The organism is Qipengyuania citrea (genome assembly GCF_024171405.1).
Lineage (GTDB): Bacteria > Pseudomonadota > Alphaproteobacteria > Sphingomonadales > Sphingomonadaceae > Qipengyuania > Qipengyuania profunda.
In genome coordinates this window covers 1,683,669-1,709,119 of record NZ_JALJZT010000002.1, presented here as the reverse complement: position 1 = coordinate 1,709,119, position 25,451 = coordinate 1,683,669, and the positions used below count along the sequence as shown (strand labels likewise).

At 59.0% G+C, this 25,451-nt stretch carries 21 protein-coding genes; 11 read left to right on the top strand and 10 right to left on the bottom strand.

All coding sequences use genetic code 11. The features are described 5' to 3' along the window. The first annotated feature begins 157 nt into the window (after positions 1-157). Positions 158-1,531 (top strand): SAM-dependent methyltransferase, encoded by a 1,374-nt coding sequence (locus tag J2S32_RS09225; protein WP_082134960.1) that lies wholly within the window; start codon positions 158-160, stop codon positions 1,529-1,531. 260 nt (positions 1,532-1,791) lie between these two features. Here J2S32_RS09225 and J2S32_RS09220 read toward each other — a convergent pair whose 3' ends face one another. The 5 genes from J2S32_RS09220 to J2S32_RS09200 all read right to left on the bottom strand — a co-directional run bounded on the left by J2S32_RS09220 (position 1,792) and on the right by J2S32_RS09200 (position 8,419). Beyond that, positions 1,792-2,535, bottom strand: a complete 744-nt coding sequence (locus J2S32_RS09220) for a Bax inhibitor-1/YccA family protein (RefSeq protein ID WP_046904094.1) — start codon at positions 2,533-2,535, stop codon at positions 1,792-1,794. 48 nt (positions 2,536-2,583) lie between these two features. After that, positions 2,584-3,111, bottom strand: coding sequence for a hypothetical protein (locus tag J2S32_RS09215; protein WP_047824225.1), 528 nt, complete (start codon positions 3,109-3,111; stop codon positions 2,584-2,586). A 138-nt stretch (positions 3,112-3,249) separates the two neighbouring features. Continuing rightward, positions 3,250-4,884, bottom strand: coding sequence for an alpha-D-glucose phosphate-specific phosphoglucomutase (locus J2S32_RS09210; RefSeq protein ID WP_230279183.1), 1,635 nt, complete (start codon positions 4,882-4,884; stop codon positions 3,250-3,252). Between the two features lie 72 nt (positions 4,885-4,956). Beyond that, positions 4,957-6,771 carry a phosphogluconate dehydratase gene (edd, locus tag J2S32_RS09205; protein ID WP_047822112.1) on the bottom strand — a complete coding sequence of 605 codons (1,815 nt, stop codon included), beginning with the start codon at positions 6,769-6,771 and terminating at the stop codon, positions 4,957-4,959. A gap of 70 nt (positions 6,772-6,841) precedes the next feature. After that, on the bottom strand, positions 6,842-8,419 hold the full coding sequence (locus J2S32_RS09200; RefSeq protein ID WP_053059196.1) for an ABC1 kinase family protein: 1,578 nt from the start codon (positions 8,417-8,419) through the stop codon (positions 6,842-6,844). Positions 8,420-8,707: 288 nt separating this feature from the next. On the opposite strand from J2S32_RS09200, the gene J2S32_RS09195 reads away from it, so the two are divergent. After that, a complete protein-coding gene (locus tag J2S32_RS09195; RefSeq protein ID WP_047822114.1) occupies positions 8,708-9,613 on the top strand; it encodes a fructose bisphosphate aldolase in 906 nt (301 codons plus the stop codon). A gap of 48 nt (positions 9,614-9,661) precedes the next feature. On the opposite strand, the gene J2S32_RS09190 is transcribed toward J2S32_RS09195, so the two are convergent. Continuing rightward, on the bottom strand, positions 9,662-10,477 hold the full coding sequence (locus J2S32_RS09190; protein ID WP_158246583.1) for a universal stress protein: 816 nt from the start codon (positions 10,475-10,477) through the stop codon (positions 9,662-9,664). Between the two features lie 287 nt (positions 10,478-10,764). On the opposite strand from J2S32_RS09190, the gene J2S32_RS09185 reads away from it, so the two are divergent. Further along, entirely contained in the window at positions 10,765-11,964 is a 1,200-nt protein-coding gene (locus J2S32_RS09185) for a phosphoglycerate kinase (RefSeq protein ID WP_047822117.1), read from the top strand. Positions 11,965-12,069: 105 nt separating this feature from the next. After that, entirely contained in the window at positions 12,070-12,582 is a 513-nt protein-coding gene (gene petA / locus J2S32_RS09180; RefSeq protein WP_199797721.1) for a ubiquinol-cytochrome c reductase iron-sulfur subunit, read from the top strand. Positions 12,583-12,838: 256 nt separating this feature from the next. Here the strand turns inward: petA and J2S32_RS09175 are convergent, their stop codons facing one another. Continuing rightward, positions 12,839-13,507, bottom strand: coding sequence for a DUF6629 family protein (locus tag J2S32_RS09175; RefSeq protein WP_088712504.1), 669 nt, complete (start codon positions 13,505-13,507; stop codon positions 12,839-12,841). A gap of 346 nt (positions 13,508-13,853) precedes the next feature. On the opposite strand from J2S32_RS09175, the gene J2S32_RS09170 reads away from it, so the two are divergent. From J2S32_RS09170 to J2S32_RS09145, 6 genes are all read left to right on the top strand, one after another. Next, positions 13,854-15,026: a site-specific integrase gene (locus J2S32_RS09170; RefSeq protein ID WP_047819488.1), complete on the top strand. Its 1,173-nt coding sequence runs from the start codon at positions 13,854-13,856 to the stop codon at positions 15,024-15,026. After that, a complete protein-coding gene (locus J2S32_RS09165; protein ID WP_103022891.1) occupies positions 15,023-16,231 on the top strand; it encodes a tyrosine-type recombinase/integrase in 1,209 nt (402 codons plus the stop codon). Before J2S32_RS09170 ends, J2S32_RS09165 begins: the two co-directional genes overlap by 4 nt. 120 nt (positions 16,232-16,351) lie before the next feature. Further along, positions 16,352-16,543 carry a ribbon-helix-helix protein, CopG family gene (locus J2S32_RS09160; protein ID WP_146029798.1) on the top strand — a complete coding sequence of 64 codons (192 nt, stop codon included), beginning with the start codon at positions 16,352-16,354 and terminating at the stop codon, positions 16,541-16,543. Then, positions 16,540-17,679 carry a DNA cytosine methyltransferase gene (locus J2S32_RS09155; RefSeq protein ID WP_253520433.1) on the top strand — a complete coding sequence of 380 codons (1,140 nt, stop codon included), beginning with the start codon at positions 16,540-16,542 and terminating at the stop codon, positions 17,677-17,679. The genes J2S32_RS09160 and J2S32_RS09155 overlap by 4 nt, the downstream gene beginning before the upstream one ends. Before the next feature lie 87 nt (positions 17,680-17,766). Then, a complete protein-coding gene (locus J2S32_RS09150) occupies positions 17,767-19,479 on the top strand; it encodes an ATP-dependent nuclease (protein WP_253520431.1) in 1,713 nt (570 codons plus the stop codon). Then, on the top strand, positions 19,476-21,398 hold the full coding sequence (locus tag J2S32_RS09145) for an ATP-dependent helicase (protein ID WP_047822734.1): 1,923 nt from the start codon (positions 19,476-19,478) through the stop codon (positions 21,396-21,398). Before J2S32_RS09150 ends, J2S32_RS09145 begins: the two co-directional genes overlap by 4 nt. A gap of 43 nt (positions 21,399-21,441) precedes the next feature. Here the strand turns inward: J2S32_RS09145 and J2S32_RS09140 are convergent, their stop codons facing one another. After that, on the bottom strand, positions 21,442-22,341 hold the full coding sequence (locus J2S32_RS09140) for a NotI family restriction endonuclease (protein WP_047822737.1): 900 nt from the start codon (positions 22,339-22,341) through the stop codon (positions 21,442-21,444). 506 nt (positions 22,342-22,847) lie between these two features. Here J2S32_RS09140 and J2S32_RS09135 point away from each other — a divergent pair. Beyond that, positions 22,848-23,756 (top strand): DMT family transporter, encoded by a 909-nt coding sequence (locus tag J2S32_RS09135; RefSeq protein WP_047822741.1) that lies wholly within the window; start codon positions 22,848-22,850, stop codon positions 23,754-23,756. An 80-nt stretch (positions 23,757-23,836) separates the two neighbouring features. Here J2S32_RS09135 and J2S32_RS09130 read toward each other — a convergent pair whose 3' ends face one another. Continuing rightward, a complete protein-coding gene (locus J2S32_RS09130) occupies positions 23,837-25,165 on the bottom strand; it encodes a type II toxin-antitoxin system HipA family toxin (RefSeq protein WP_047822743.1) in 1,329 nt (442 codons plus the stop codon). Further along, a complete protein-coding gene (locus J2S32_RS09125) occupies positions 25,166-25,414 on the bottom strand; it encodes a helix-turn-helix domain-containing protein (protein WP_046904105.1) in 249 nt (82 codons plus the stop codon). Positions 25,415-25,451 lie beyond the last annotated feature (37 nt).

Here is a 25,451-nt window from a genome sequence, read left to right as displayed (position 1 = left end):
TTGGCGGCGCTTCAAGAAGTAGACGCAGAGGCGGCCGCGTTCTTACAGAGAGGCTTTCTTATGGTGCCCGAAACCACCCACGCCGGACTTGGAAGTGTAAGTTGATCACCGACCGCTCGTCTTTGGGAACACAATCATTCAAGACCTGAGAGGCGGTATGACCCAGAGACAACGAGGAAAATCAGCGCGTCACGAACTTGGTTTGCGTGCATTGAAGCCGGCCTTGCGCGCCGTCGTGAAGGCTGGTCGACTTACAGTCATCGGTGCTCACGCGACGCGACTGGTCATCGATTCGGGTGCACCAGGGCCCTCGGTTGCGATCAAGCTTCATAGCGCTGCGCTGCCGTTCAAGCTTCTCTCGCGCCCCTCGCTTGCGCTCGGCGAGGCCTATATGGATGGGTCCCTCACTGTGGAGGGCGGATCCATTCGCGATCTCCTTGCAATTGTTACTTCCGGGCTCGACGGACTTGATGAATTGCCGATCGAACGCCTCCGCGCACCGCTCGCGCGCATAGCCACCCGTCTCACAGGCAACCGGCGCCGTAAAGCGGCCAGAAACGTCGCGCGTCATTACGACCTTTCGAACGAGTTCTATGCACTCTTCCTCGACGAAGACTGGCAATACTCGTGTGCCTATTTTTGCGAAGGTTGTTCCTCGCTAGAGGACGCTCAAGCCGCAAAGCGCTCCCATATTGGTCAAAAGCTGATGGTAGGTGAAGGCATGAGCGTCCTTGACATTGGCTGTGGCTGGGGCGGCCTCGCGATCGAATTGGCAAAGCAGGGCGCGGCCGAAGTGTTAGGCATCAGCCTTTCGCAAGAGCAACTGACGCTGGCGCGCCAGCGCGCCGAGGAGGCTGGGTTTGCAGAAGAGGCGCGGTTCGATTTCTGCGACTACCGCGACCTTCAGGGTGAATTCGATCGTATTGTCTCGGTAGGCATGTTCGAACATGTCGGTCCCGCCAGCTACGGGTCCTTTTTCAGAGCCATCGAAGAGCATCTTGCTCCGGACGGGGTCGCCGTCGTCCACTCGATCGGGAGAATGGCTCCCCCGGGCGGAAAGGATCCCTGGGTCGACAAGTACATCTTTCCCGGCGGCTACATCCCGTCGCTGTCAGAGACCCTGTCCGTCGTCGAGCGCATGGGCCTGTGGGTTACCGATATCGAGATCCTGAGGCTGCACTATGCGGAAACGCTGGCGCATTGGTACGAGCGCTTTCAATCGCGCCGCGAAAAGGCGCTCGAACTCTTCGACGAGCGCTTCTGCCGGATGTGGGAGTATTATCTCGCCGCCTGCGAAATGATGTTTCGCAATGGCAATCTTATGGTTTTCCAGCTCCAGCTTGCGCACAAGCGGGACGCGGTCCCGCTGACGCGTGAATATCTCTACGCCCCACGCGATCAAAGCGCCGTGCCGCGCGATGCAGGCGGGAACCATTTGCGCTGCAGCTGCTCAGCTCGCTCGCGTTTGCTTGGGACGTCGAACTCCGAAGGGGTTCCACCGATGCGCTACGATGGTTCGTCGACCAGCTGAGGTTGAACGGCAGAACAAAGGCACGTCCGGTAAGAGTCGAGCCGCTTGTGAGGGTGCAATTCGCAAGCGGTTGCGAAGCACAGCATCTGCGGTGCTGCCAGCGATGCGAAATTAATTGCTGATCGAAAGCATTTGTACGACCCGTCTGCGTAGTATCGCCGAGCCAACGGTTCGAAACGAACCCACGCTTCGGATCGCGCCCATCCGTGCCGTGCCTGTTCTGGCATTTGAACTGCTCGCACGAGCCGCGGCAGATTGCCTCAGCGGCGCTCTCCCATCAGGCGAAGCAGGAACAGGAACAGATTGATGAAATCGAGATAGAGCGTCAGGGCGCCCAGTACGATGGCCTTGCCGCGAAACTCGGTCTGCCCGACCTGGAAATAGATGTTTCTGATCTTCTGCGTGTCATAGGCAGTCAGGCCCGCGAAGATAAGCACGCCCAGACCGCTGACAATCAGGTCCATTGTCGAGGATTGGAGGAACATATTGACGACCAGGGCAACGAGCAGGCCGACAACCCCCATGATCAAAAAGGCGCCCCAGGCCGATAGATCTTTCTTGGTTGTATATCCCCACAGGCTCAGGCCGCCAAAGGCAGAGGCGGCGGCGAAAAAGGTCCGGGCGATGCTCACCCCGGTATAGGCGAGGAATACGGTCGATAGCGACACGCCCATGAGTGCCGCATAGCTCCAGAACAGCGTTTTCGCGGTCCTTTCCGAGAAACGATTGATCCCAAATCCCAAGGCAAAGACAATGGCCAGGGGTGCAAAGATGGCGATCCAGCCCAGCACCGTTGGCGCGCCGGTAGCGGAAAAGAAGATCTCGCGAATGCTGGCGGTATTCGCGACCCAAAGTCCGACGATACCGGTAAGAAGCAATCCGCTCGTCATGTAATTATAGACGCCGAGCATGTATGATCGCAGCCCCGCGTCAAACGTCCCCGAGGGAACCGATTGAGGGGTAGAGGCGCGATCAAAGCTTGTCGCGGATCGGTGGTCTTCCATAAGAAGAATTCCCTTTCTTGCGCGGATCGGCACCTCGCGGCCCGATCGTTAGTCGTGGGTATAGGTAAAGTGCGCCGTGACGGCGGGGACCCGGTGCATTCTTGGCGGCGTATTCTTGGACGGGGAGGATTGCATATGCGGGGGGCGTTCGACCTCGATCCCGATCCGGTATTTGATGCCGCGTTGGAATGTCGTGAAACCACCGAAAGTGAGCGCGCCGGCGACGGTCATGGGTTCCAGACGGATCGTTCGCTGCAAACCGCCGGGCTCGGTGATATGCGCCCTGACCTTCGCATCGGTTATCCGGGCGCCGGAAGCCTCGTCGAAAACGGCCGCAACGATATGCATGCTGTGCGAACCGGCGGGCACGCCGCCGTGCATCCTCGCTTCGGGGTGGCTCTTGGCGTGGCCGCGCACTGTCGCGGCAGGCACCACGCCCAGATACATCACTAACCCGTCCGCGGTCCTGACACCATCGACCACCCCTGCGTGACTGTTGGTCGGCGCCATGACCGCTGCGAACATACCTGCCGCTGCAACCAGCGCGATTGCTGACCGAATGTGTTTCGAAATCATATCGGGCTCCATTTGCGTGAAAGGTAAGACGCATGGGGAGGACGGAAATTACATCGCGCGGGCGAGCGGCATCGGGACTGCGGGGTCCGGAAAACGCGGTATCGCTCTTGCCCGCCTGCGCCAAGACGCGCTTGGGTCTCATGTTACAAGCGATGGACGTTCGCGCCCGAGGCGTGCCGGAATTTCGGCCAGACTGCCTGCGGCAAACGAAAGGTCGTTCAGTACTTTTCGGGCGTCTTTATCGTGCAACCACGCACGGGCCTCATACCGCTCCAGATAAATCCGCAATGTCGCACCCCCCGTTCCCGTGCCGGAGAGGCGGTAGACGATGCGAGAGCCGTCTTCGAGCAGGACCCTGATGCCCTGGCGTTCGGCCACGCTGCGGTCGACCGGATCGGTATAGCTGAAATCGTCGGCCGTGCTGACTATCGACCCGGCGAGCCGCTTGCCAGCCATGTCGCCGACCTGATCGCGCAAGGCGTCCATCAGCGAGTTCGCCGCGGCGGCGTCCACAGCTTCATAGTCGTGCCGCGCATAGAAATGACGCCCGTAGCGATCCCAATGATCCTTAATGATGCGGTGTACAGGCATGCCGCGAACGGCGATGATCGTGAGCCAGAACAACACCGCCCACAGGCCATCCTTTTCCCGGACATGGTCGGACCCGGCCCCGAAACTTTCTTCGCCGCACAGCGTGATCCTGCCGGCGTCGAGCAGATTGCCGAAAAACTTCCACCCGGTCGGCGTTTCGAAACAGGGAACGCCGAGCTCTTGCGCGACACGGTCGAGCGCGCGGCTCGTCGGCATGGAGCGCGCGACGCCGGCGAGACCGCCGCTGTAGCCCGGGACGACATGCGCATTTGCCGCTAGCACGGCGAGACTGTCGCTTGGCGTCACGAACATTTTGCGACCCAGGATCATGTTGCGATCCCCGTCGCCATCCGAGGCGGCAGCAAAATTCACGGCGTCCTGCCCGAACATGAAGTCGACCAGGTTCCGGCTCCGCCCAAGATTTGGGTCCGGTTTCGCCCCGCCAAAATCCGGCAAGGGCTTTCCATTGATGACGGTTCCGACCGGCGCCCCGAGGCGCTCCTCGAGGATTGCTCGCGCATAAGGTCCGGTGATCGCGTGCATCGCGTCGAACCGCATTTTGAAACTGGTGCTCGTCAGCAATTCGGCGAGGCGCTCGAAATCGAACAGCGTCTCCATAAGTTCCGCGTAGTCCGACACCGGATCCACCACCTCGACCTCGGTCTCGCCAAGCGAGACCTTACCCAATCGATCGATGTCGATGTCGGGCTCGTCCACCAAGCGATAGGCGACTATCCGTTTGCTACGCGCGTAGATGGCCCGCGACAGAGTTTCCGAGGCAGGCCCTCCGTTCGCGGAGTTGTATTTGATCCCGAAATCACCTTCGGGTCCACCGGGATTATGGCTGGCCGAGAAGATCAAACCGCCACTTGCACCGCGCTTTCGGATAAGATGGGAAGCTGCCGGCGTGGACAGCAGGCCTGCTCGGCCAACGACGAGATGCTTGTAGCCATTCGCGGCCGCCATCCTGCTGGCTGTCTGGATAGCCTCGCGATTGAAGAAGCGGCCGTCTCCGCCGATGACAAGCGTCCGGTTCGCGCCTCCGCCGACCGTCTCAAAAATCGCCTGCAGGTAGTTCTCGAGATAATGCGGCTGCCTGAATATAGCCACCGGTTTTCGGAGCCCCGAAGTGCCTGGACGTTGATCATCGTAGGGGCGCGCGGGCATGGTCAGGACGTTCATCTGCGATCCTTGTAAAGCGGCGTTGAACCTAGAGCGGACGAGCGCTTTCCTGGAGTGCTCGCATTCACCGCGCTAAAGCCCCGCCAGTGCCAGCATTGCTGACGCGCCTTTTTCGGCCTCGTCGGCGTGCTGGCGCATCATCGCAAAGAGCTCACGGCCCAGCCCTTGCTCGTCCCGCGGCGGCAGGGCGGGTTCGCGGTCGTTCCAGTCTTTCTCGCTCACCAGGGCTTCGACCACGCCGTTATCCGCAGACAGCCGCACCACGTCGCCGTCGCGCAAGCGCGCGAGCGGACCACCAGCATGCGCTTCGGGCCAGACATGGATCGCCGCGGGCACCTTGCCCGAAGCCCCTGACATACGGCCGTCCGTGACAAGCCCGATGCTGAGTCCGCGGTCCTGAAGGACGCCCAGAGGTGGCATGAGCTTATGCAGTTCGGGCATCCCGTTCGCGCGCGGCCCCTGAAAGCGCACGACGATCACCATGTCGCGGTCGATCTCCCCCGCCTCGAATGCGCGTAGCACGTCATCCTGGTCCGGAAAAATCCGCGCCGGCGCCTCGATTGTCCAGCGTTCGGGGGCGACCGCGCTCGTCTTCATGACACAGCGACCGAGATTGCCGGTGAGGAGCCTTATCCCGCCATCGAGCGAAAACGGTGCCTGAGCGGTTCTCAAAATGCTTTCGTCGCGGCTTATTGTTGCACCGCTGCGCCATACAAGTTCATCACCATCTAATGCCGGCTGCTTTGCATAGGCACCGAGATCGTTCTTCCAGACGGTCAGGACATCTTGGTGAAGCAAACCTGCCTCGAGGAGTTCGCGGATGACAAAGGCCATTCCGCCTGCCGCTTGGAAGTCGTTCACATCGCCACCGCCATTCGGATAAATCCGCGCCAAGAGCGGAACGACCGTGCCCAACTCCTCAAAATCGCTCCAGTCGATCTCCAGGCCCGCCGCGCGGGCGATGGCCGGCAGATGAATGGTGTGGTTGGTCGAGCCGCCGGTTGCGAGCAGGCCCACGGCAGCATTGACGATCGCCTTTTCGTCGATGCAATGCGCTAGCGGACGGTAATCTTGGCCCTCAGATCCGATCTCGGTAATCCTGTGGACGGCAGCGCGCGTAAGTTGCTGCCGCAGCTTCGTGCCGGGATTGACAAACGCAGCGCCCGGCACGTGGAGGCCCATCACCTCCATCATCATCTGGTTGGAATTGGCGGTGCCGTAAAATGTGCAGGTGCCAGGGGCATGATAGGAGGCGCTCTCGGCTTCGAGCAGCTTGTCATGCCCGATCTTTCCTTCGGCGAAGAGCTGGCGGATGCGCGCCTTTTCCCGGTTTGGGAGCCCTGACGGCATCGGCCCGGCGGGCACGAGGATCGCAGGCAGATGTCCGAAACGGAGCATGCCGATCAACAAGCCAGGCACGATCTTGTCGCAAATGCCGAGGAGGAGCGCACCTTCGAACATCGCGTGACTGAGCCCTACCGCGGTGGCGAGCGCGATTGTATCGCGGCTGAACAGCGAGAGCTCCATGCCGTCCTGGCCCTGGGTGACGCCGTCGCACATCGCCGGTGCGCCGCCCGCGATCTGCGCTGTCGCGCCGACCTCGCGGGCAAAAATCTTGATTTGTTCGGGATAGCGATAATAGGGCGCATGCGCGGAGAGCATATCGTTATAGGCGGTGACCACTCCGATGTTGATCGCATGGGCGCCCGCGATGGTCTGCTTGTCCTCGCCCGAAGCGGCAAATGCGTGCGCCAGATTGCTGCAAGAAAGCGCGCTTCGTCGCGGGCCGGCATCCCGCTGACGGTCAATGAAGGCGAGATAGGCGTCGCGTCGCCGCTTCGAACGGTTGGCAATACGGGCAGTAACGGCTTCGACGACAGGGTTCATGCGCGGTCCCTCCGGGACGTTTGGGGAATGCCACTAGCCGTGGCGTGTGCTGCCTGGCTGTGCATTTGCCTCATGGTTGTTGCTCGCTTTGACGGCGCGATTGGATGAGGATTTGAATGGTCAGCAGGAGGGCCGCTGCGAGGATGATGGCTGCCGGGAGGGGAATATCGCCAAGCACGCGCGGACCCCGATTGGCCACCATCAGCGCTGCCGAGGCGAGGTAGCTGCCGAGCGCGGCGATCGACAAGGCGACCTGCCTGACAGCATGGTCAAGCCTGTTTCCAGGGGCGAGAGATCCGCTCGGATGCCCTGCCGTCCCGGCGGAAACCCTTTGTAGCCACCCGGCGCCGATTGCGGGCGCCCGCCGGACCAATCGGGCGATTTCCCATTCGAGCCGGGGGGTATGGAGATTGCCGATAGCCGCGCTGCGTCGCTCCGCGAGCAAGCGGTTTCCGGTCGCCTGCAACACAAGCAGCAGATCCGCCTCGGGGTCGAGCTTCCGCAATGTACTTTCTGCCGTGAACACAGTGCGGACCAAGGCGGCCAGATGCGGCGGCAAGCTGAGTGTCCTGTGCCCCGACAACCGTCCGATATCGATCATGGTCTTGGCAAGAGACCATTCCGACATGGCAGCGCCCCGCAACTCCGCCAGGATACCGTCCACGCCCCGGGTAAGTGCCGCGCGGTCGGCAGTGACCGAAAGGAGACCGAGGTCGATCGCCGCATCGGTGAGCCATTCGGAATCGAGGTAAATGAACGCTGCCACAAAACCGAGCAGAGCCTCGCGGGTGCCAATGTCGAGCCTGCCGACAGCTCCGAAATCGTGCACGCACAGACGCCCGTCCGACATGATCAGCAAATTGCCCGGATGCGGGTCGGCATGAAAGGCACCAAGAACGAAAAACTGTTGCAGATAGAAATCGATGAAAGTCTCGGTGAGCGTATTGCCGCGCTCGATGGCCTCGCGCTCATCCAGCGGGGTGCCCATGCTGCGCTCCTGCGTAATGACGGAGGCGTCCGACATCTCGTCGACGACATCGGGAATGTAAACCGTCTCAGAATCAGCGAAAGCGCGGGCGAACAGGCGGATGTTGCGCGCTTCCTGCCGGAAATCGGTTTCCCTTTTCAGATTGTGCGAAAGCTCCTTCGCCAGTGCCGCCGCGCGGTGACGTCTCAGCGCAGGTATGACATGCTGAAACAGGTGCACCAATATGAGCAGAATGCGCATATCTCTTGCAATTTGCTCGCCCACTCCGGGCCGGAGGACCTTGACGACCACTTCGCGTCCGTCATGCAGCTTTGCGGCGTGGACCTGGGCTACCGAGCCCGCGGCCAGAGGGTCGCGTTCAAAACTGGCAAAGGCCGTTGCTGTGTTCGCGGCCAATGACTGCTCGATGATCCTTACCGCTGCATCGGCAGGGAAAGGAGCGGCCTTGCTTTGCAGGTTCGAGAGGCTCGCGGCCCAGTTCGCATCGAGGATATCGCGGCGCTCGCTCAGCGCCTGACCGAGCTTGGTGAAGGTCGGGCCGAGATTTTCGAGACGCCGCGTGGTCCTTTGCGGAAGCGTGGTCATGCGCCGACCGAACCCCATCCGATTCAGCATCATTGCGCTCAGCACATCCAGCAGGAGCCGGGTTGCTGTCCACATGATCTGAATTCCCCGGATTATCATAGCCCGCTCTGACCTCTTGTGTCCTCACCATGATTGGACGCTCGAAATGCGGGTGGATTACTGTGCGGGGCTGGCCTGAGAAGGAGAACCCGCGCGGCGAAGTTGCTTCACTGACCGAGGGGTATTGCCGCCCAAGGTCTGCTCGCCGGTAGCGGCGTTTGTAATCAAGCGCTGCCAAAGGCGTCCATTCTCTACGCATTGACGATATTATTCGCGGCCGCGTCGATCGGTCGCGTTTGCAAAGACTGGAGCCGGGGAGACCCCATGAAATATGCGGAAATGATGGCGCAGCTTGTGGGTGGTGCCGGTTTTGTAGCGGCCCTCGACCAGTCCGGCGGCTCGACACCTGCTGCCCTTCAGGCCTTCGGCATCGACGCGGACCGGTATTCCGGCGAGGACGAGATGTTCGCGCTTATCCATGGATTGCGCGTGCGGATCATGAAAGCCCCATGCATCGATGGGCGAAGGGTGCTTGGCGTCATCCTTTTCGAGCGCACTATGGATGCGCAGATTGACACCGTACCGGTGCCAGAGTTTCTCTGGCGGCGGGGGATCGTGTCCTTCGTCAAGATCGACCAAGGGTTGGAGAAAGACACAGGCGGCGTCCAGCTCATGAAACCCATGCCGGATCTCGAAAGCCTGCTGTCCCGGGCGCGCTCAAGGGCCGTTTTTGGCACCAAGATGCGTTCGGTGATCAACGTCGCATCGCACCAGGGGATCGGCGACGTCGTGCGCCAGCAATTCGAGCTGGCCAACCATGTCCTCGACCAGCGACTTGTGCCGATTATCGAACCGGAAGTGAATATCGCAAGTGCAACGCGCCAAGAGTGCGAGAGTATCCTTCTTGCCGAACTCAGTAATGCGCTCGATGGGCAAGCCTATGGCCGCCGTGTGGTACTGAAACTCTCGCTGCCGGTTTCGGACGGGCTTTACGCGCCCCTCGTTGCCCATCCCAGCTGCGCGCGGGTGCTCGCCCTTTCGGGTGGGCTCTCCCAGGATGCCGCTTGCGCCGCGCTCGAAAGAAACCGCGGGATGATCGCGAGCTTCAGCCGGGCTCTGTTGCAGGATTTGCGGGCGCACATGCAAGATCAGGAATTCAACGATGTGCTCGGGCGCGCCGTCGAGCGCATCTACCGGGCTTCGACAGTCAAGCGTTTGGCCGATCGATAAGACGCCGCCAGTCCAACACTAGCCTAGATCCCTTATGCCTATTCTGCTCTAGTGCGCGAGAATCATCGGGATCGGGCTGTGCAGGATCATCTCCCGGGTGACCCCACCGAGTATGGTTTCCCGGATACGCGAGTGCCCATAGGCGCCGAGCACGATGTAAGCCGCCCCAACATCGTTCGCCGCAGCCACCAACGCTTCAGAGATCGATGCATCTTCGGCGGGTTGCCGCCGGGTCTGCGCTTCGATGCCGTGTCGTGCAAGATATTGCGCAAGTTCGTCCGGCGACGAACCTTCTTTGTCCTCGCTGACGGTTACGATGTGGACCTCAGCAGCATCGCGCAAGAGTGATCGGCTCAAGCGAACGGCATGCCCGGCTTCGGCGGATCCATTCCACGCAATGATCGCATTCCCCCTGGGCGCGAACCGCTTTCCGCCGAGCGGTACGACGAGCGAAGGAGACTGGATATGAACGACAAGATCGGCGACGAGCGGCGCGGCTCGCGGCAGGACGGCATCTTTCTGCTCAGGCTGACTAATGACCACCAGATCGGCCAGCGTCGCGTGCGCAGCCAGCGCCTGTCCTGCGGAACCCTCGACGCGGCGCCATTCCCACTCAACGCCTTCTTGCGCCAGGCGGCTCTCGATCAATTGGCGATCTTCATTTTCCGCATCGCGAACCGATTGCAACGCTTCGGGCGAAATATAGCTTGCACCATACGGATCACCGATAAAAACATAGGAATTCCAGCTTGTGGCTTGCAGACAGATGAGGAGGCCCTTGTGATCTCGCACGAGATCGATCGCCGCAGCCAGGCGGCTGTCCTGTCCGGCGTCGCGATTGACGTGCAGCAGCACTGTTTTCATTTGTCTCATTCCCTTCCTGTAACCTTGCGAGCTTCGGCAAGCCGCCCGGCGCTCCGCTGGCGTGACGCATATCAGGCCACTCTTGGCAGATGCCTTGCGTTCGCCCCTGCTGGACCTGATCCAAAAGGACGCCGGAAGCCCGCGCGACTTACACTTTTCGGCGGCGCCTTTCGCTATCTCATTGCTGCTATGTAAGCCTTCGCGCGCCATTCCGTCCCTAATGGAGGGAAGCGCGCGCGGTTGAGCCGCGACTTCGCCCCATTCCTGCAGCAAGGAGCAATAGTCGCATGTCGGTTCCGCAAACCCTCGATGATCTGGGCGAAATCGCTGGCCAAATTGCGCTGGTCCGGGTCGACTTCAATGTACCAATCGGAAACGACGGCGCGGTCGGTGATGATACGCGCTTGCGAGCGAGCTTGCCAACGGTGATGGCGCTCAGAAGGCGCGGCGCGGTAATCCTTTTGCTCTCGCATCTTGGTCGTCCCAAAGGAAAACCGAACGCGGCATTCTCGCTCGCGCCGGTTGCCAAAACCTACAGCTCCCTGCTCGGAGACGAGGTTCATTTTCTCGAAGACTGGACTGGCCCGGGAGCGCAGCGCGCGGTTTCCGAGCTAGAGGCGGGCGATGTTGCCTTACTGGAAAACACCCGCTTCTACGCAGGCGAAGAAAGCAACGATCCCGAGCTTGCAAGCGCGATGGCCGACCTTGCGGATTTTTATGTCAACGATGCGTTCTCGGCCTCACACCGGGCGCATGCATCCACGGTGGGAGTGGCAAGACTGCTGCCGAGCTATATGGGCCGCGCCCTGGAAGACGAGATCGGGGCGTTGCAATCGGCGACCGGGCTCGGGCGGCGCCCTTCCACCGCGATTATCGGCGGCGCCAAGATCTCGAGCAAGCTCAACGTCCTCGAGCAGCTCAGCACGAAGGTGGATAACCTCATCATCGGCGGAGCGATGGCGAACACCTTTCTTGCCGCGCTGAACAAGCCAATCGGCAGATCGCTCGCCGAGCGGAACCTCGAGGATGCAGCGCTACGAATTCTGAAGAGTGCCAGTCAGGGAAAGTGCCAGATCCATCTGCCCCAGGACGTCATGGTAGGCAGGGAACTGACGCCGCATCCCCTTTCGCTGCGCACGGCCCTGGTCGAAGATGTCGCCGCCGATGAGATGATCCTTGATCTGGGGCCTCTCACTGTCGCGAAAACTCTGGACGTGCTGCGATCCTCGCAGCTGCTCATCTGGAATGGCCCGCTCGGTGCATTCGAGACGCCTCCTTTCGAGACATCGACTTTTGCGATCGCCCAGGCGGCCGCCGAGCTGACACGAAAGGGATCGCTGACCTCGCTTGCCGGTGGCGGTGACACAGTTGCGGCCCTCAACAACAGCGGTCTGACTGCGGACCTCACCCACGTGTCGACTGGAGGCGGCGCATTTCTCGAATGGGTAGCTGGCATCGCGCTGCCCGGTCTGCAGGTCCTTACCTGACTGGGCCTTGAGCGGTATCTGGGTTCGGCGATCTTCCAGCGGGATAGATGTCGAAACGGGACTGCGGCGAGCAACGGTGCTGACAAGGACGGCGGGACGGAAGGCGTGCGCCGGCGCGATTTTATCCATATCGCGCCCGTTGCGTTCGCGGGAACCGGTGCCGCAGCAGCCGTCTGGCCGCTTATCGACAGCATGAACCCATCGGCCGACGTGGTTGCACAAGCTACGATCGAAGTCGATTTGCAACCGATTGAGCCAGGTCAACGTATCACTGTGAGCTGGCGCGAGCAGCCGGTATTCATCGTGCGGCGCACAGCTGAAGAGATCGCGCGAGCCAGAGCCGACGATGCCTCTTCAGGGCTGATCGATCCAGAGACGGACGCTGCGCGCGTGCAGCGACCAGAGTGGCTTGTGGTGGTGGGCGTCTGCACGCATCTTGGCTGCATTCCGTTGGGACAGGGAGTGGGTGAAAATCGCGGAAGATATGGGGGATGGTTTTGTCCCTGCCACGGGTCAATATACGACAACTCCGGACGCGTGCGGAAAGGGCCGGCACCGAAGAACTTGGTCGTTCCGCAATACGTGATCAGCGACGATCTAAAGCTCTCGATCGGCTGATGAACTTGGGGGTGAGCCGGGCCGCCTCGAATGCGAGCAAGAAATGCACCGACGACATCGGGGAACTTCGGAACTATGCAAAGTGCCCCGCATGCCAGGCAATGCACTTACACCTTTAGAGAATGCCCACCGTCCGTAGCCCCTTTTTCTCCAGTCTGCCTGCGCTGGTGCCGAGACGAGCGCGGACCAGGCTGAAAACCCTGAGCATCAATCCCCTTCGGTGAAACCATAGCAGCCAGCTCACCCTTCTTAAAAACTAGCGCACCGGCTCGCCCATTGGGGGGGAGGGTGAGACGGCGGTGTCTCTACGCAGAAAGAACATCAGGACGATCACGCTCATCGCCGCGGCAAAGAAGCACCAGACCGATATGAACCAAGTGAGATAGAACGCGCCTGCCGCAAGAAAGGAGACGATTGCTCCGACCCCAAACCAGTTGACCCAGCGATGGCTGGATAGCAGCGGGCTGACACAGGTGCCCAAGACATACAGTGTCATAACGATGCCAACGTAGAAGTGGGGGGATTCGTAGTCGATATGACCGTCGCCGGCTGTCGCGACGATTGGCAAGCGGATAAGGAAATAGAGCAAGTAGAGCCCAACCAGGGTTCCGCCAATCGCCGTCGCCATGAGGGCCTTTCGGCGCCAGGCTACCCTCTCGAGCATATAAACCGCCACCGGGACATAGATCGGCCACAGAACATGCGAAAAGATCGAATAGAGATAGGTCAGAACTGTCTTCAGCACCGGCGCCTTGTCAGGAAATGTCAGCCAAAGTGCGCCCTCGATCAATTGCTGGACGCCAAACAGAATCGGAATCAGCGCGTAGGGTCTCTCGCCGCTGTTGCGCGCCATTCGCATTGTGAAGGCACCGGTTGCCAACAGCACGGTGCCGGCGGCGAAACTCGCTGTGGCGGAAAAACACATACAATCTAACCTCGCTGATTGGACGCCCGAATATTTCTTCGTGCACCCATATTACACACGGGCCAAGTACCAAGCTTGCCGTGCGCTGTAAGTATGATTTCAGCTCGACCATGGTCTCGCTCGCAAGTACGGACGTTTGTGCACCGCGAGGTTTACAAGGCCCAGGGGAAAAACGGCACACCGTACGCAGTAGCACTGCTGTGTTTTGGGAAAAAGTGCAATAAAATCAGTGCGCGAAACGCTCAAAGTGCTCGGCAGAGAGGGCGCTGTTGAATGCCGTGCGGTCCCCGCAAATGACAGTATTTCCAAGGGTTCTGGGGGCAGTTTGCATGAGGGCGAATGCCATATGGTCCCCAAGCGTCGAATGTCTGCGCGCAGAGCGCTTCTCGATGGCAATTTTGCCCGCCGAGAACTGCCGCTGCGCGAACGCGAATACTGCATCTGGGACACTGAGCTTGCGGGCTTTGGATTGCGCGTAAGGCCGAGCGGCAACTACTTTTGGTTCGTTCGCTTACGCCATCGCGGGAAGCATCGCCGCATCACCCTTGGCCGGACCGACGAGCTTGAGGCGGGGCTGGCAAGGGCGCAGGCCCGCCGCATTCTTGCGGAAGCCGCGCTTGATGGTTTGCCCAAACGCGCAGTGGTCAAGGCCACCCCGACGATGACCGATTTCGTTGAGGCCTATTGGGATGATCTTTCGCGCGTCTGGAAGCCCTCGACCACCAAGCGGAACTGGGACGCTTGGCGGCTCACCATCAAGCCTACGTTTGGCGACACGCGCGTGGCGGACATCCTCCCACCAGACATCCACCGCTGGCGCGATGGATGCGCGGGAGAGAGCGAGGTGAAGTTCAACCGCGCCGTCCCCGTGCTCTCCGCGCTGTTCAAGTATGCCGAAGCGCTCAAGATGCGTCGGCCAGGTTCGAACCCCTGCCGAGGGATGCCACGATACAAGCGGCAAAGCGTCGAGCGCTATTTGACACCAGCCGAATATCGCCGGATCGGGGCAGCTTTGCGTGAGGCCGAGGCAGACCGACCGGCAGAGGTCGCAATCGCTCGCCTACTATTGTTTACCGGCGCACGCGTTGGTGAGATCAAGAATCTGCGCTGGGAGTGGGTGAAACCCCCACGACTTGTGCTGCCAGATAGCAAGACCGGCCCCAAGGTGATTTGGCTCAACACGCAGGCCCAGGATGTCCTTGCCGGGATCGAGCGGCGCGATGACAGCGCTCTCGTTTTTCCGAACCGGACCGGAAAATGTCCGCTGAACTTCGATACCTGGTGGTACAACTTCCGGCGGCGCTGCGCTTTGCCCGACGTTCGCATCCATGATCTGCGCCACAGCTTCGCCTCGACCGCGATCATGGACAACGTGCCGCTATCGACCATTGGCAAGCTGCTTGGCCACAAGCTGGTCGAGACGACCGCAAAATATGCTCACCTGTCCGATGACGTGATCGGCGAAGCCGCCGAGCGGGTTTCCGGCTCGCTGGCGCAAGCGATTGGCATCAGGCCATGACCGCCGCCAGTCTAAAGAAGATTGTCGAGGAGGCGCTTGCCGAGGTCGGGGCAACCGTAAACTTCAAGCTCGTTCCTAAAGGCAAGGCGCGGACCACGACCTGGCTTGGTGTCGAGCACGGCTTTGGCATCCGGCATTATCCGAGCGGTCGAAACGTCTACATTGTGCAGACCCGCATGGCAGGTCGTATGCGCACGGTGACAATCGGGCCTGCATCGGTCCTTACCCGCTACCAGGCGCAGATGGTTGCACGCCGCGTCATCGCATACGCGCAGGTCGGTCGCGATCCGGCGACCGAACGCCAGCGCATCCGCTCCGCTCCTAGCTTCGCCGACTTCGTGACCGAGTATTGGGGTCGCTGGGCACCACGCTGGAAAGCATCGACCCTGGATACGCACACCGGCTACCGACGCCGCTATATTGATGACGCCTTCGCTGGCGTCTACATTGACGAACTGAACGAGGGTTACGTCACCAGCTGGTTTGCGGACCTCAACAATCGGACCGGGCCGGGAGCATCGAACCGGACTTTCGAAATCCTCAAGCACATGCTGAACAAGGCAGAGGAATGGGGCTACCGGCTCGAAAATACCAATCCATGCCGTTCTGTTCGACCCAATCGCAAGCGCCAGTGCGAGCGCTTCCTTTCGAACGAAGAACTAGCCCGTCTGGGTGCCGAGCTGGCGAAGCTGCGATCATCGGACGACCGCACTAAGCAGTGTGTGGGCGCGGCTATCACGCTCCTGCTGCTGACCGGCTGTCGGAAGAGCGAAATCCTCACGCTCGAATGGAGCGATATCAAGGGCAATCGCCTGCACCTGCGCGACAGCAAGACCGGCCCACGAACGGTCTGGCTCGGATCGGCAGCCCGCGAAGTGATCGCCGGGCTGCCACGCTTCGAGAGGGTTCCATACCCGTTCTGGAATTACAGCTACCGCAAGCCACTTCGCTGTGTGAACGGATTCTGGCGCAGGCTCAGAGACGAAGCAGGATTACCCGGCGTTCGCATCCACGACCTGCGCCACACCTTCGCGAGTCACGCGGCGATGAACAAAGAGACATTGCCGATGATCGGACGTCTCCTCGGGCACGCCAATGTTCAGACCACGGCCCGGTATGCGCACTTGGACGACAGGCATTTGCTCGAAGCGGCACAGCAGATCGGGGATGCGGTGGGCGCCCTTATGGACACGCACAGGTGTTAGCGCGCTAGAATATGTGGATAGCGCAGCAAAGTGCAGCACTATGCTGTATTCCGCTCCACCTTGCCAAGCTATCACGAAGACGGTACTGGGCTGGAACGTAAAGAGAACAAAGGGGCTACGATGGCTGACAAGATTCAAAGAATTTCGGTCAATCTGACTCCCAAGGAGGATGCTGAGCTTCGTCAATATGCTGACCGACTCCAAGTCTCTTGCTCTTGGGTGGCTCGGCAAGCGATCGTTCAATATCTCGAAGAACACGCTGGCCCACAAAGTGAGCTTCCGTTGGCCCGAACGACGGGAGGCGCGAAATGACCTCTGAACTCACGGCGATCGACTTGTTTTGTGGTGCGGGGGGCCTTTCCGAAGGACTCCGCCAAGCTGGTTTCCATGTGCTTGCTGGCAACGATTTCGATGAAGCAGCCGGGGCGACTTATGCTCGAACGCACAAGGAAGCACGCTTCCTCAAAGGACCGATTCAGAACCTAACCGTGGAAGACTTCTTGCGCGCGGCTCGATTGAAGCCCGGTCAGTTGAGCGTGCTCGCCGGAGGCCCACCGTGTCAGGCTTACAGTGTCTACAACCATCAACGAGGAATGCACGACGAGAGGAGCTTCCTGTTCAAGGAATACCTGCGCCTTGTTGATGGGTTGGCCCCCGAATGGGTAATCATGGAAAACGTCATGGGGCTGCTCTCGACCGGACAGGGTGCAGCAGTGCGAGCAATCACCGAGGGCTTCAAGTCACTTGGCTATGACATTGCATTCAAAGTTCTCAAAGCCGAGGAATATGGTGTGCCGCAGGAGAGACGCCGCATCGTCTTCATCGGCAATCGCATGGGAAAGCCTATCAACTTCCCGTCTGTGACGCACGGCCCTGAGTTGGAACCGCTAACAACCGTTTTCGATGCGATCTCCGATCTGCCAAGATTGAAGAACGGTGAGGCATGGCTCAATTCTCATTATGCCTCTGAACCAAGGTCAAGCTACCAAACTGAAATGCGGCGTGGGACGCCTGGCGTTCTCAATCATGCCGCCCCGCGCTTGGCGAAGGTCAATGAGCAGCGGATGCGTCATATTCCGCCGGGAGGGAGCTGGCGAGACATTCCAATAGAGTTGCTACCAGCAGGCATGAAGAAGGCACGGCGCTGCGATCACACCAAGCGATACGGACGGCTGGAATGGCATGGGTTGTCTTCGACAATCCTCACAAAGTGTGACATCCACTGGGGAGCATATATCCACCCAGACGATGATCGTTCTTTGACCGTGCGCGAGGCCGCCCGATTTCAGTCGTTCCCTGACTGGTTCGAGTTCGAAGGAAGTAGAACTGAGCAGTTCGTCCAAGTTGGGAATGCAGTGCCCCCACTTCTTGGGCGCGCGTTGGGCGAAGAAATTAAGAAAAGTATCTTGGGGCAGGCTGCCAAGCGTCGGCTTCGGGTCGCGGCTTAGCCACCCGCCTCAGTTCGATCTCATAAGATTGCCAAAAGGAGCCAGGGGCCTAAGGTCTCTGGCTTCTGACTTTTGCAGTAAGATCCAATGATTATTTCAAAGCTTAAAATTGATAATTTTCGCGGCATCACGGCGCTCGAAATCGATTTCGATCAGACGACGGTCGTTTTTGGTTCGAATAACACCGGCAAGTCGACAGTTCTGGCAGCTATACAAATGGTCCTAGGCAGGGCCGTGGGGCGCCGGTCAGCTGCTTTCTCGGAATATGATTTTCATTTGGACCAAGATGGCCAACCGACAGACGCGGCGCCGATTAAGATCGAGCTGACTTTCAAGGAAACTGAACCTGATGATTGGTCTGACGCGATGGTTCAGCAACTTGGACCAGTGGTGGGTATCGGAGGCGACGGTCTCCAAATTGTTACATTGCGCCTTAGTGGCCGGTACGACGAGGCAATCGGTTCGTTCGTCTCAGCATTTGATTTCCTAAACCCGAACGGCGATCCCCTGCCAGCTAATGCCTCCGCCCTGCGGCGCATTCAGCAGATTGTCCCTGCTTTTTATCTTGCGGCGCTCAGAGATGCGGCTCGCGAGTTTCGATCAAACGGGGCTTTTTGGGGACCCTTCGTCAAATCGCTAAAGATTGATCCCGATATAAGGGAAGAGATTGAAGCTGAAATTGCACAACTCAATCAGAGGGTTCTCGATGCACATACTGGCTTTGATGCCGTAAAGGCACGGCTTGGGCAATCTGCTCAGTTGGTGCCTCTTGGCGGAGCTGACGATCCTGTCAGCATCGATGCGTTACCCAGCCGAGTATTTGACATACTCGCGAGAACTCAAGTTTTGCTCTCAGGGGTATCAGGTGCGCGCCTTCCCCTCGCGCAGCACGGTGAGGGAACTCAGAGCTTGGCTGTAATTTGTCTTTTCGATGCATTTCTCGATGCTCGCCTGGTTGGTGAGTATGGCGAGGACGCTGTCCCCATCTTGACCCTAGAGGAGCCGGAAGCGCATCTGCACCCATCGGCGGTGCGTGCGGTCGGTCAGCTGATCTCCCGGTTGGGAGGGCAAAAAATCATCACTACCCATTCCGGAGACTTGCTTGCTTCCGTTCCATTGAAAAGCTTGCGGCGTCTGCGACGGGTCGGAAATGAGATCGACGTCTTCAAGATTGAGGACGGCATGATCGATGAGCCCACATTGAGTCGCTTGGACCATCAGATTCGACGTCTCCGTGGCTCCATACTTTTTGCACGGGTGTGGCTGTTGGTGGAGGGTGAAACCGATGAGGTCATTATCCAGGAGGCAGCACGTGTTGCAGGTATTGATCTCTTCGCCGCCGGCGTAGGTTGCTTCAAGTTTACCGAGCTCGGTATTGAACCGTATATTCGTTTGGCTGACGCCCTTGGAATTCACTGGATTTGCGTCTCAGACGGAGATCCAGCGGGTCAGGGCTACGCAAACACCGCAGTCGGGCTGCTTGGTGGCAAGCCTGCGCAGGATCACATCAGGACACTGCCAGCCTGGGATATGGAAACCTATCTTTGCATGAATGGATTTGGCGACATCTTTGAGGCCAGCGCTTCTCCTCAGAAGGTTGCGGCCAATCCAAATCCACATGCGCAGGGTACGCAAGAGTATTGGCAGCACCTGGTAAACAAACATCAACCCACTAAGGGGAAGCCGGTCCGCGCTACTCAGGTCGTGGATCGCCTCGATCAACAAGGCGCAGCGTCGATACCTCCATTCCTGGTGGACCTAGCCAATTTCGCCGTGGCCAAAGGGAGGGAAGGTCTATGAGCGAATTTCTCAGTTCATTGAATGAGCGGCAAGCCGCAGCAGTTTCTTGGCAGGACGGACCACTCTTGGTTCTCGCCGGTCCCGGCTCAGGTAAGACGACAGTTCTAACGAGACGCATCGGGCGCATGATCCAACAATCGCCGGATGATCATTATCGCGTTCTAGGATTGACCTTCACGAATAAAGCAGCAGCCGAAATGCGCGCGCGTATCGAAAAGCTGGCACCTGGCTCTGGCAATCGCGTCCTGTTGACCACTTTCCATTCGTTCGCAGGCGATCTTTTGCGTCAACACGGCCACCTGCTCGGCCTGAAACCGGACTTTACGATCCTGACTCAAGACGGCGAGCGAATAGGATTGTTAGACGAAGCCATCGCAGATGCCGGTCGATCTTTTGAGGTCTCGGAATTCAGCGGTGAACGACTACTGCCTTTGATCAACAGGTTACTTGAGAACGATGTTGGTGACGAGCGAGTTGAGAAGATCGTCGCGACGCTGCCGGAGGAACGACGAGCGTCGGTGAGCGCTGTTTATCGAGCTTACAAGGACAGGCTGATTGCGGCCAACAGCCTCGACTTCCCCTCGATGATTTCAGAAGCAGTGCGAGTGCTAAGGACGCATGCAGCCGTAGCGAAGCAAATCCGCCGCATCTATCGCTACGTTTGCGTCGACGAATTCCAAGACACCAATTTCGCGCAATACAGCTTGCTCATTTGTTTGGTGGCTTCTGACTCGAGAAACCTCTTCGTGGTCGCGGATGACGACCAGATAATCTACCAATGGAATGGGGCTAGCCCAGCGCGCCTTGAAGGTTTGAAGCGCGATTTCGAGATGACCGTGCTTCAGCTCCCCACGAATTATCGATGCCCACCAGCGGTCATCGATATCGCCAACAAACTTATCGCCAACAACTCCACGCGAACGGCAAACAAGGATCAGCTTCTTGCCGAAAAGCCCGCGACTGAAGATCAGGGACTCAATCTTTATCATTTTCCAGACTTTGAAAGTGAGGTCGCGTGGGTTGCTCAAGACATTTCGGCGAAATCGGCTTCAGAGAGAGAACGATGCGTAGTCCTTGCGCGGACACGAAAGACGCTCGAGCGAGCGGTCGAGCACCTAGGCAACAATGGTGTGACCGCTTATTTGGCAAACCGAAAAGATGAATTTGTAAGCGCCCCGCTGCGCTGGCTCCACGCTGCGCTGCGACTGGCCAATAGTTCAAATGATCGAGAGCAAACTCGTAGACTGACCAGAGCCTTTTTTGCACTGGAAGGACTGCAGATTGACCCGGCTGGTGTGACTTCTGCAGCCGAGGCATTCGAGGGTAGCGCTCTTCGTTCGTTTCTTAACTTGGCCCTTGAGCGCAACGAGCTTAGTGATCACACGCGGAAGTATCTCGTGTCCGCATTGCCACAATTGGTCGAGCGGCTCGATTTTCGATCATTCTGCGCATCCACCTTCGAATGGTTCGCAGGTTTGCCCGATCAACCATTCCTCGCTTCCTCAAACGACTTCTCCGAGTTCGAAGATGAGAAGAAAGTTTGGGAGGCCCTGGTCGCTGATATTGAGGCCCAGTTTGGAAAGGAAAGTGTGACGCTTCATATGCTCCTTCAGGAGCTTGACCTCCGATCAAAAACGCCGCCTCAGCCCAAGGAAGCAGTGCCATGTTTTACGATTCATGCCTCGAAAGGAATGGAGTTCGGGCATGTCTATTTGATCGCCATGGTCGAGGACCAGCTTCCGAGCTGGGCAGCAGTCAAGAAAGGGGCCGAAAGCCCCGAAATGCAGGAAGAGCGGCGAAACTGTTTCGTGGCGATCACTAGGACCGAAGATAGCCTAACTCTGACCTACTCCGACAAGGTATTTGGTTGGCAGAAGGCCCCCTCGCGTTTCCTCCGGGAGATGGGATTCCAAGTCTGAAGTCGATCAATCGGACGCCGTTCGCACGTCAAGTTTGTGCGCTTTAACTCCCCAAAGCGAGCTTGATTGCAGACGCATAGACATTCTGGTCGGGGAGATTCATTGGCGACGTAAATGCCGTAGCGACTTGATCCACGGTTGTCGTGAATTGGGCGTTGAACTCCAATGGTCGTTGCATCGTTGAGGGATCTACATCGCCAAGTTGGTAGGACCTGAAAGAAAGGGTACCTGGACCTACTGGATACTCGTGCAGGTTATTGCCCAATCTGTCTCTGATCTTTTGATAGACCTGCTCCGGGCAGACGAAAAACAGGCCTTTGGAGCACCGCGCCTCTCGACGCAGGACATGTCCCTTGTAGATCAGCTGAGGAAGAATGCGCTTGTTCACATTCTCCCAATTCATGCCAGACTTACTCCAGCCATCGAAGGTCTCTCCAGCAAAATAGGCGTCTGATTGATCCCTATAATTGCCCGTCGTGTCTATCGTTTGAACCTCCACGGCGGTAAATTCTTGGAGCTCGCCATCGGCATCGATGCGGGCCAATATCCAGTCAACGTAATATGCGCCACTCTTCGCCCCATCGGCTCGTTTAGGGCGAGGAAGGGGGAGTTCGCCTCCCCATCCTTTTCCAAAGGCAATGACCTCAGAACCGGTCAGCGACTCCGATCCTTTTCTTGCCCTTCCTTCAGCGGCGGTAATGAGTTCGATCTGCTGGCCGAAGACTTCGGCGGCTACTTCACGAAGCACGCGATAGTTCTCCGCATACAGACGATTTGGACAGCAGATTATTGGTTCACTTGTCGTCTGCCGAACGGAGCAGGCGCCGTGGTTTGGCTTAATGCAGGGGCTAACCGTGTAGGGGCATTGCTTTCCGGAAATGTATCCTGACGCAAGTGGCGAGAGTGGTGGAAATCCAAAAAACTCAACAATCTTCAGTGCCATCGCGCGGGTCCCCTCTGCAGACCCTTATCGCAAGATTTCGCGGCGCGAAAGGCGCGGGAATTTCGTTCGTCGCGTGTGGGTGAGGTCGCGGAGAAATTGCTCAACCACGGACCGAGTTGATTGCATGCTCGTGAATGCTATTTGGTCCCCATTCCGGAACAATGAGCAAAATCCAGGGCCAATCCGGAACAAAAGCTCTCTATAAGATGCGGCGCTCGGCTGTCGCGCGCCGCCGCCTATCCCACTTGAAATTCAACAATTTTCGGCGGGATTCTTTCAGGCAAATTTCCTGGTCACTAACGCGCACTTGAGAATGGGCTTGACCCAGCACACCGTACGCAGCGGTAGCTGCATAGGATGGCAAAAAAGCGCGAAGTAACAGAAGCATCGCTAGTCCGAAGGGGCGAGCAATCAGGTGGTAGCCAAGGCGCAGGAGTATCCCGTCGCTGGACCTGCGCATCCCACCATTGTGGGCACCGGGATGGAAGGCTATCGCTTAACCTACTATGCCAGCGCGTCTTTCCGCAATCTTTGTGATGCTTCTTTGGGCGTCCTGCTATCCGCTCATAACGGTCGGTCTCGATAGCGCGCCCCATCTCACCTTCGCCGTGCTGCGCGCGGTTCTTGCAGGCACCACGTTACTGGCGGTCGGTATCATTCTAAGAAAGCCCTTTCCGCGCGATGGAAGCATCTGGGGATGGATCATTCTTGCCGGTCTCGGCATGACGGGGCTGGGTTACTACGGGATGTTCCATGCTGCGGAGTTCGTTTCGCCCGGCCTTGCAACCGTCATCGCCAACAGCCAACCCCTCATCGCGGCAGGCCTTGCCTTTCTTTTTCTCCGTGAGCGCCTGTCTTCCAAGGGCTGGATCGGGTTATGGCTCGGCTTTGCGGGAATCCTCATCATTGCTGGCCCGCGAATTCTCCAAGGTCCGCTGGCGCTCTCAACCGGCTTTGCATATGTGCTGCTTGCGGCCTTCGGCGTTGCCGTGGGCAACATCGCCATCAAGAAGCTCTCGGGGCGCGCCGACGCAGCGATCGCCATGGGCCTTCAACTCCTCATCGGCGCTGTCCCGCTCGCGTTTCTGGCTTTGCTTACCGAAGATCAGGGCCAAATCGACTGGTCGCCGGTTTTCATCGCGAGCCTGCTTGGGTTGGCGATCCCAGGTACAGCCCTCGCATTCTGGCTGTGGCAATATACGCTCGGCAAAATCGAACTCTCGAAGGCTAATGTATTCAGCTTCCTGGTGCCCGTTTTCGGTTTAACGATCGGCGCTGCCTTCTTCGGTGAAAGGCTTACACCCCTGATCATCATGGGCACAGCAATTGCAACCGCGGGCGTATGGCTGACGACCATAAAGTCATCGAGTGACGTTCAGCCGAAAGCGAAAGGAGCGAGGGACGGGCGCGCATAAGGGATGCTCTTCGTGAAAAAATCAGGTGGCGATGGGCTGCAGCAAAGGGCGGGCGATGACTTCGTTGGCGGATGCTAAAGCTAAAACTCCTCAAGCGCGCTCGAAAGCCTGGGCAAACGCGTCGCCAGGGCCGCAGCTATGCAGTCATGAACAGGTTCGGCGAAGTCCACCGGCATCGCTTCGCGCGCTACCGTCGGCGCATCACGTGCGCGGTCCATCAGTTCGTTGATGGCTGCACGCATGAGGCCTTTGCCAAGCCCCGCTGACTTGCCCGACTGGACAAAATGCCGACCGGTCACCTCGTTCAGCCGGTAGTGACGGTTGGTGCCTGCGGACATCGCGAGCCGGAACCTGTTCTGCGCAATCTGGTCGGAGTCGACGGCCGGTTGGGCCGAGAGCACATCGTAGAAGGGGGTCAGGCTGTAGCGTCCGCCGGGCTTCAGGAAGATACTGAAATTCTTGGCGTGCCCGTCCGTTGCACCAATGAGCCAGAAGAGGATCTGGCTCTTGAAAAAGGCGGCTGCGTCGGCTTGCGGATCGTCAGCACCGCGCAACAGGCCGAAGATATCCTTCATGTTCGGGCCGCCATCGCTCTGATATTTGTGCGTGGGCGGATAGCCGAGTGCTTGGCAGCAGTCCTCTTGCGGCAGACGCAGGATTTGCTTGGCGTTGCGCCAGTGCCTGTCGAACCGTTCGACGACGAGAACTCGGCGCTGGCCGACGGTCGCGATCTCTGTCGCTGCGACCGACAGGCCGAACGCCTTCATCAGCGTCATGCAATAGTGCTCGTTGTCGACGCTGTTCGACATGTCGATCATCCCGTCGGCGATGGGTATCTGTCCAAGTTGCGGCTTCAGGATGTGAGTTGTCGGGGTCACACCGGCCGGTCGGTGCCATTTCCCATCGATTCGAAGCAGGGCCGTCTTCTCCTGCGCGCCGGCAACCGAGATCCTGAATTCCTGTTTCCGATCGACGCCAAGTGGAGCCCGTGCGAGATCGGCGAGAAGGGCCTCGACTTCGGTGTCGCTGACCGGTTCGCTTTCGATGTCGGTACTCTGCGCCTGATCTGCGCCTTCGGGCAGGAACTGCATGGCACCGACGCAGTCGCGTCCGATGGCTTCGAGTAGGCTGTAGAAGTCGGTGCCCTGAGCGCCCATGCGCTCGGCTACGCGGCGGCGTACTGCATCCCTGTCCGGGAGAAGATTGTCGAACACGGCGATGACCGGAGCGCCACGATAGGCCGCCGGGGTCAGAGGCAGCGAGAGCGACGCTGCGAAGCGGTGCTCCCAGGCCAGCCACTCTTCGGAATACCGGAAACTGATTGCACCGCTCGCCGCCTTTTCGAGGCGGCCGACCTGCCTGCCGTTGATAAGTACATCGAGGGGCGCATGGGTCTTTTTGCGCGCCATTTAGAAGACGTCCTCAATTGAGGCGCCGTCCTGCTGACGCGGCACGATCTGAAGATCGAGGCCGAGGACTGCGATGACACTGATGAGCGTGTCGAGCTTTGTTCCTTCGCTTCCGTTCTCTATTGCCGAGATGGTTTTCTGCTGCGTCCCGGCGAGTCTGGCGAGCTCGGTTTGGGTCAGGCCCTTGCCGAGGCGATGGGTCTGGATCACGGCTCCGAGTTGACTGGGAAGCCTGACGATCTGGCGCATAGCATACCTCCACACTCCACTATACCGCCAAGGGTAT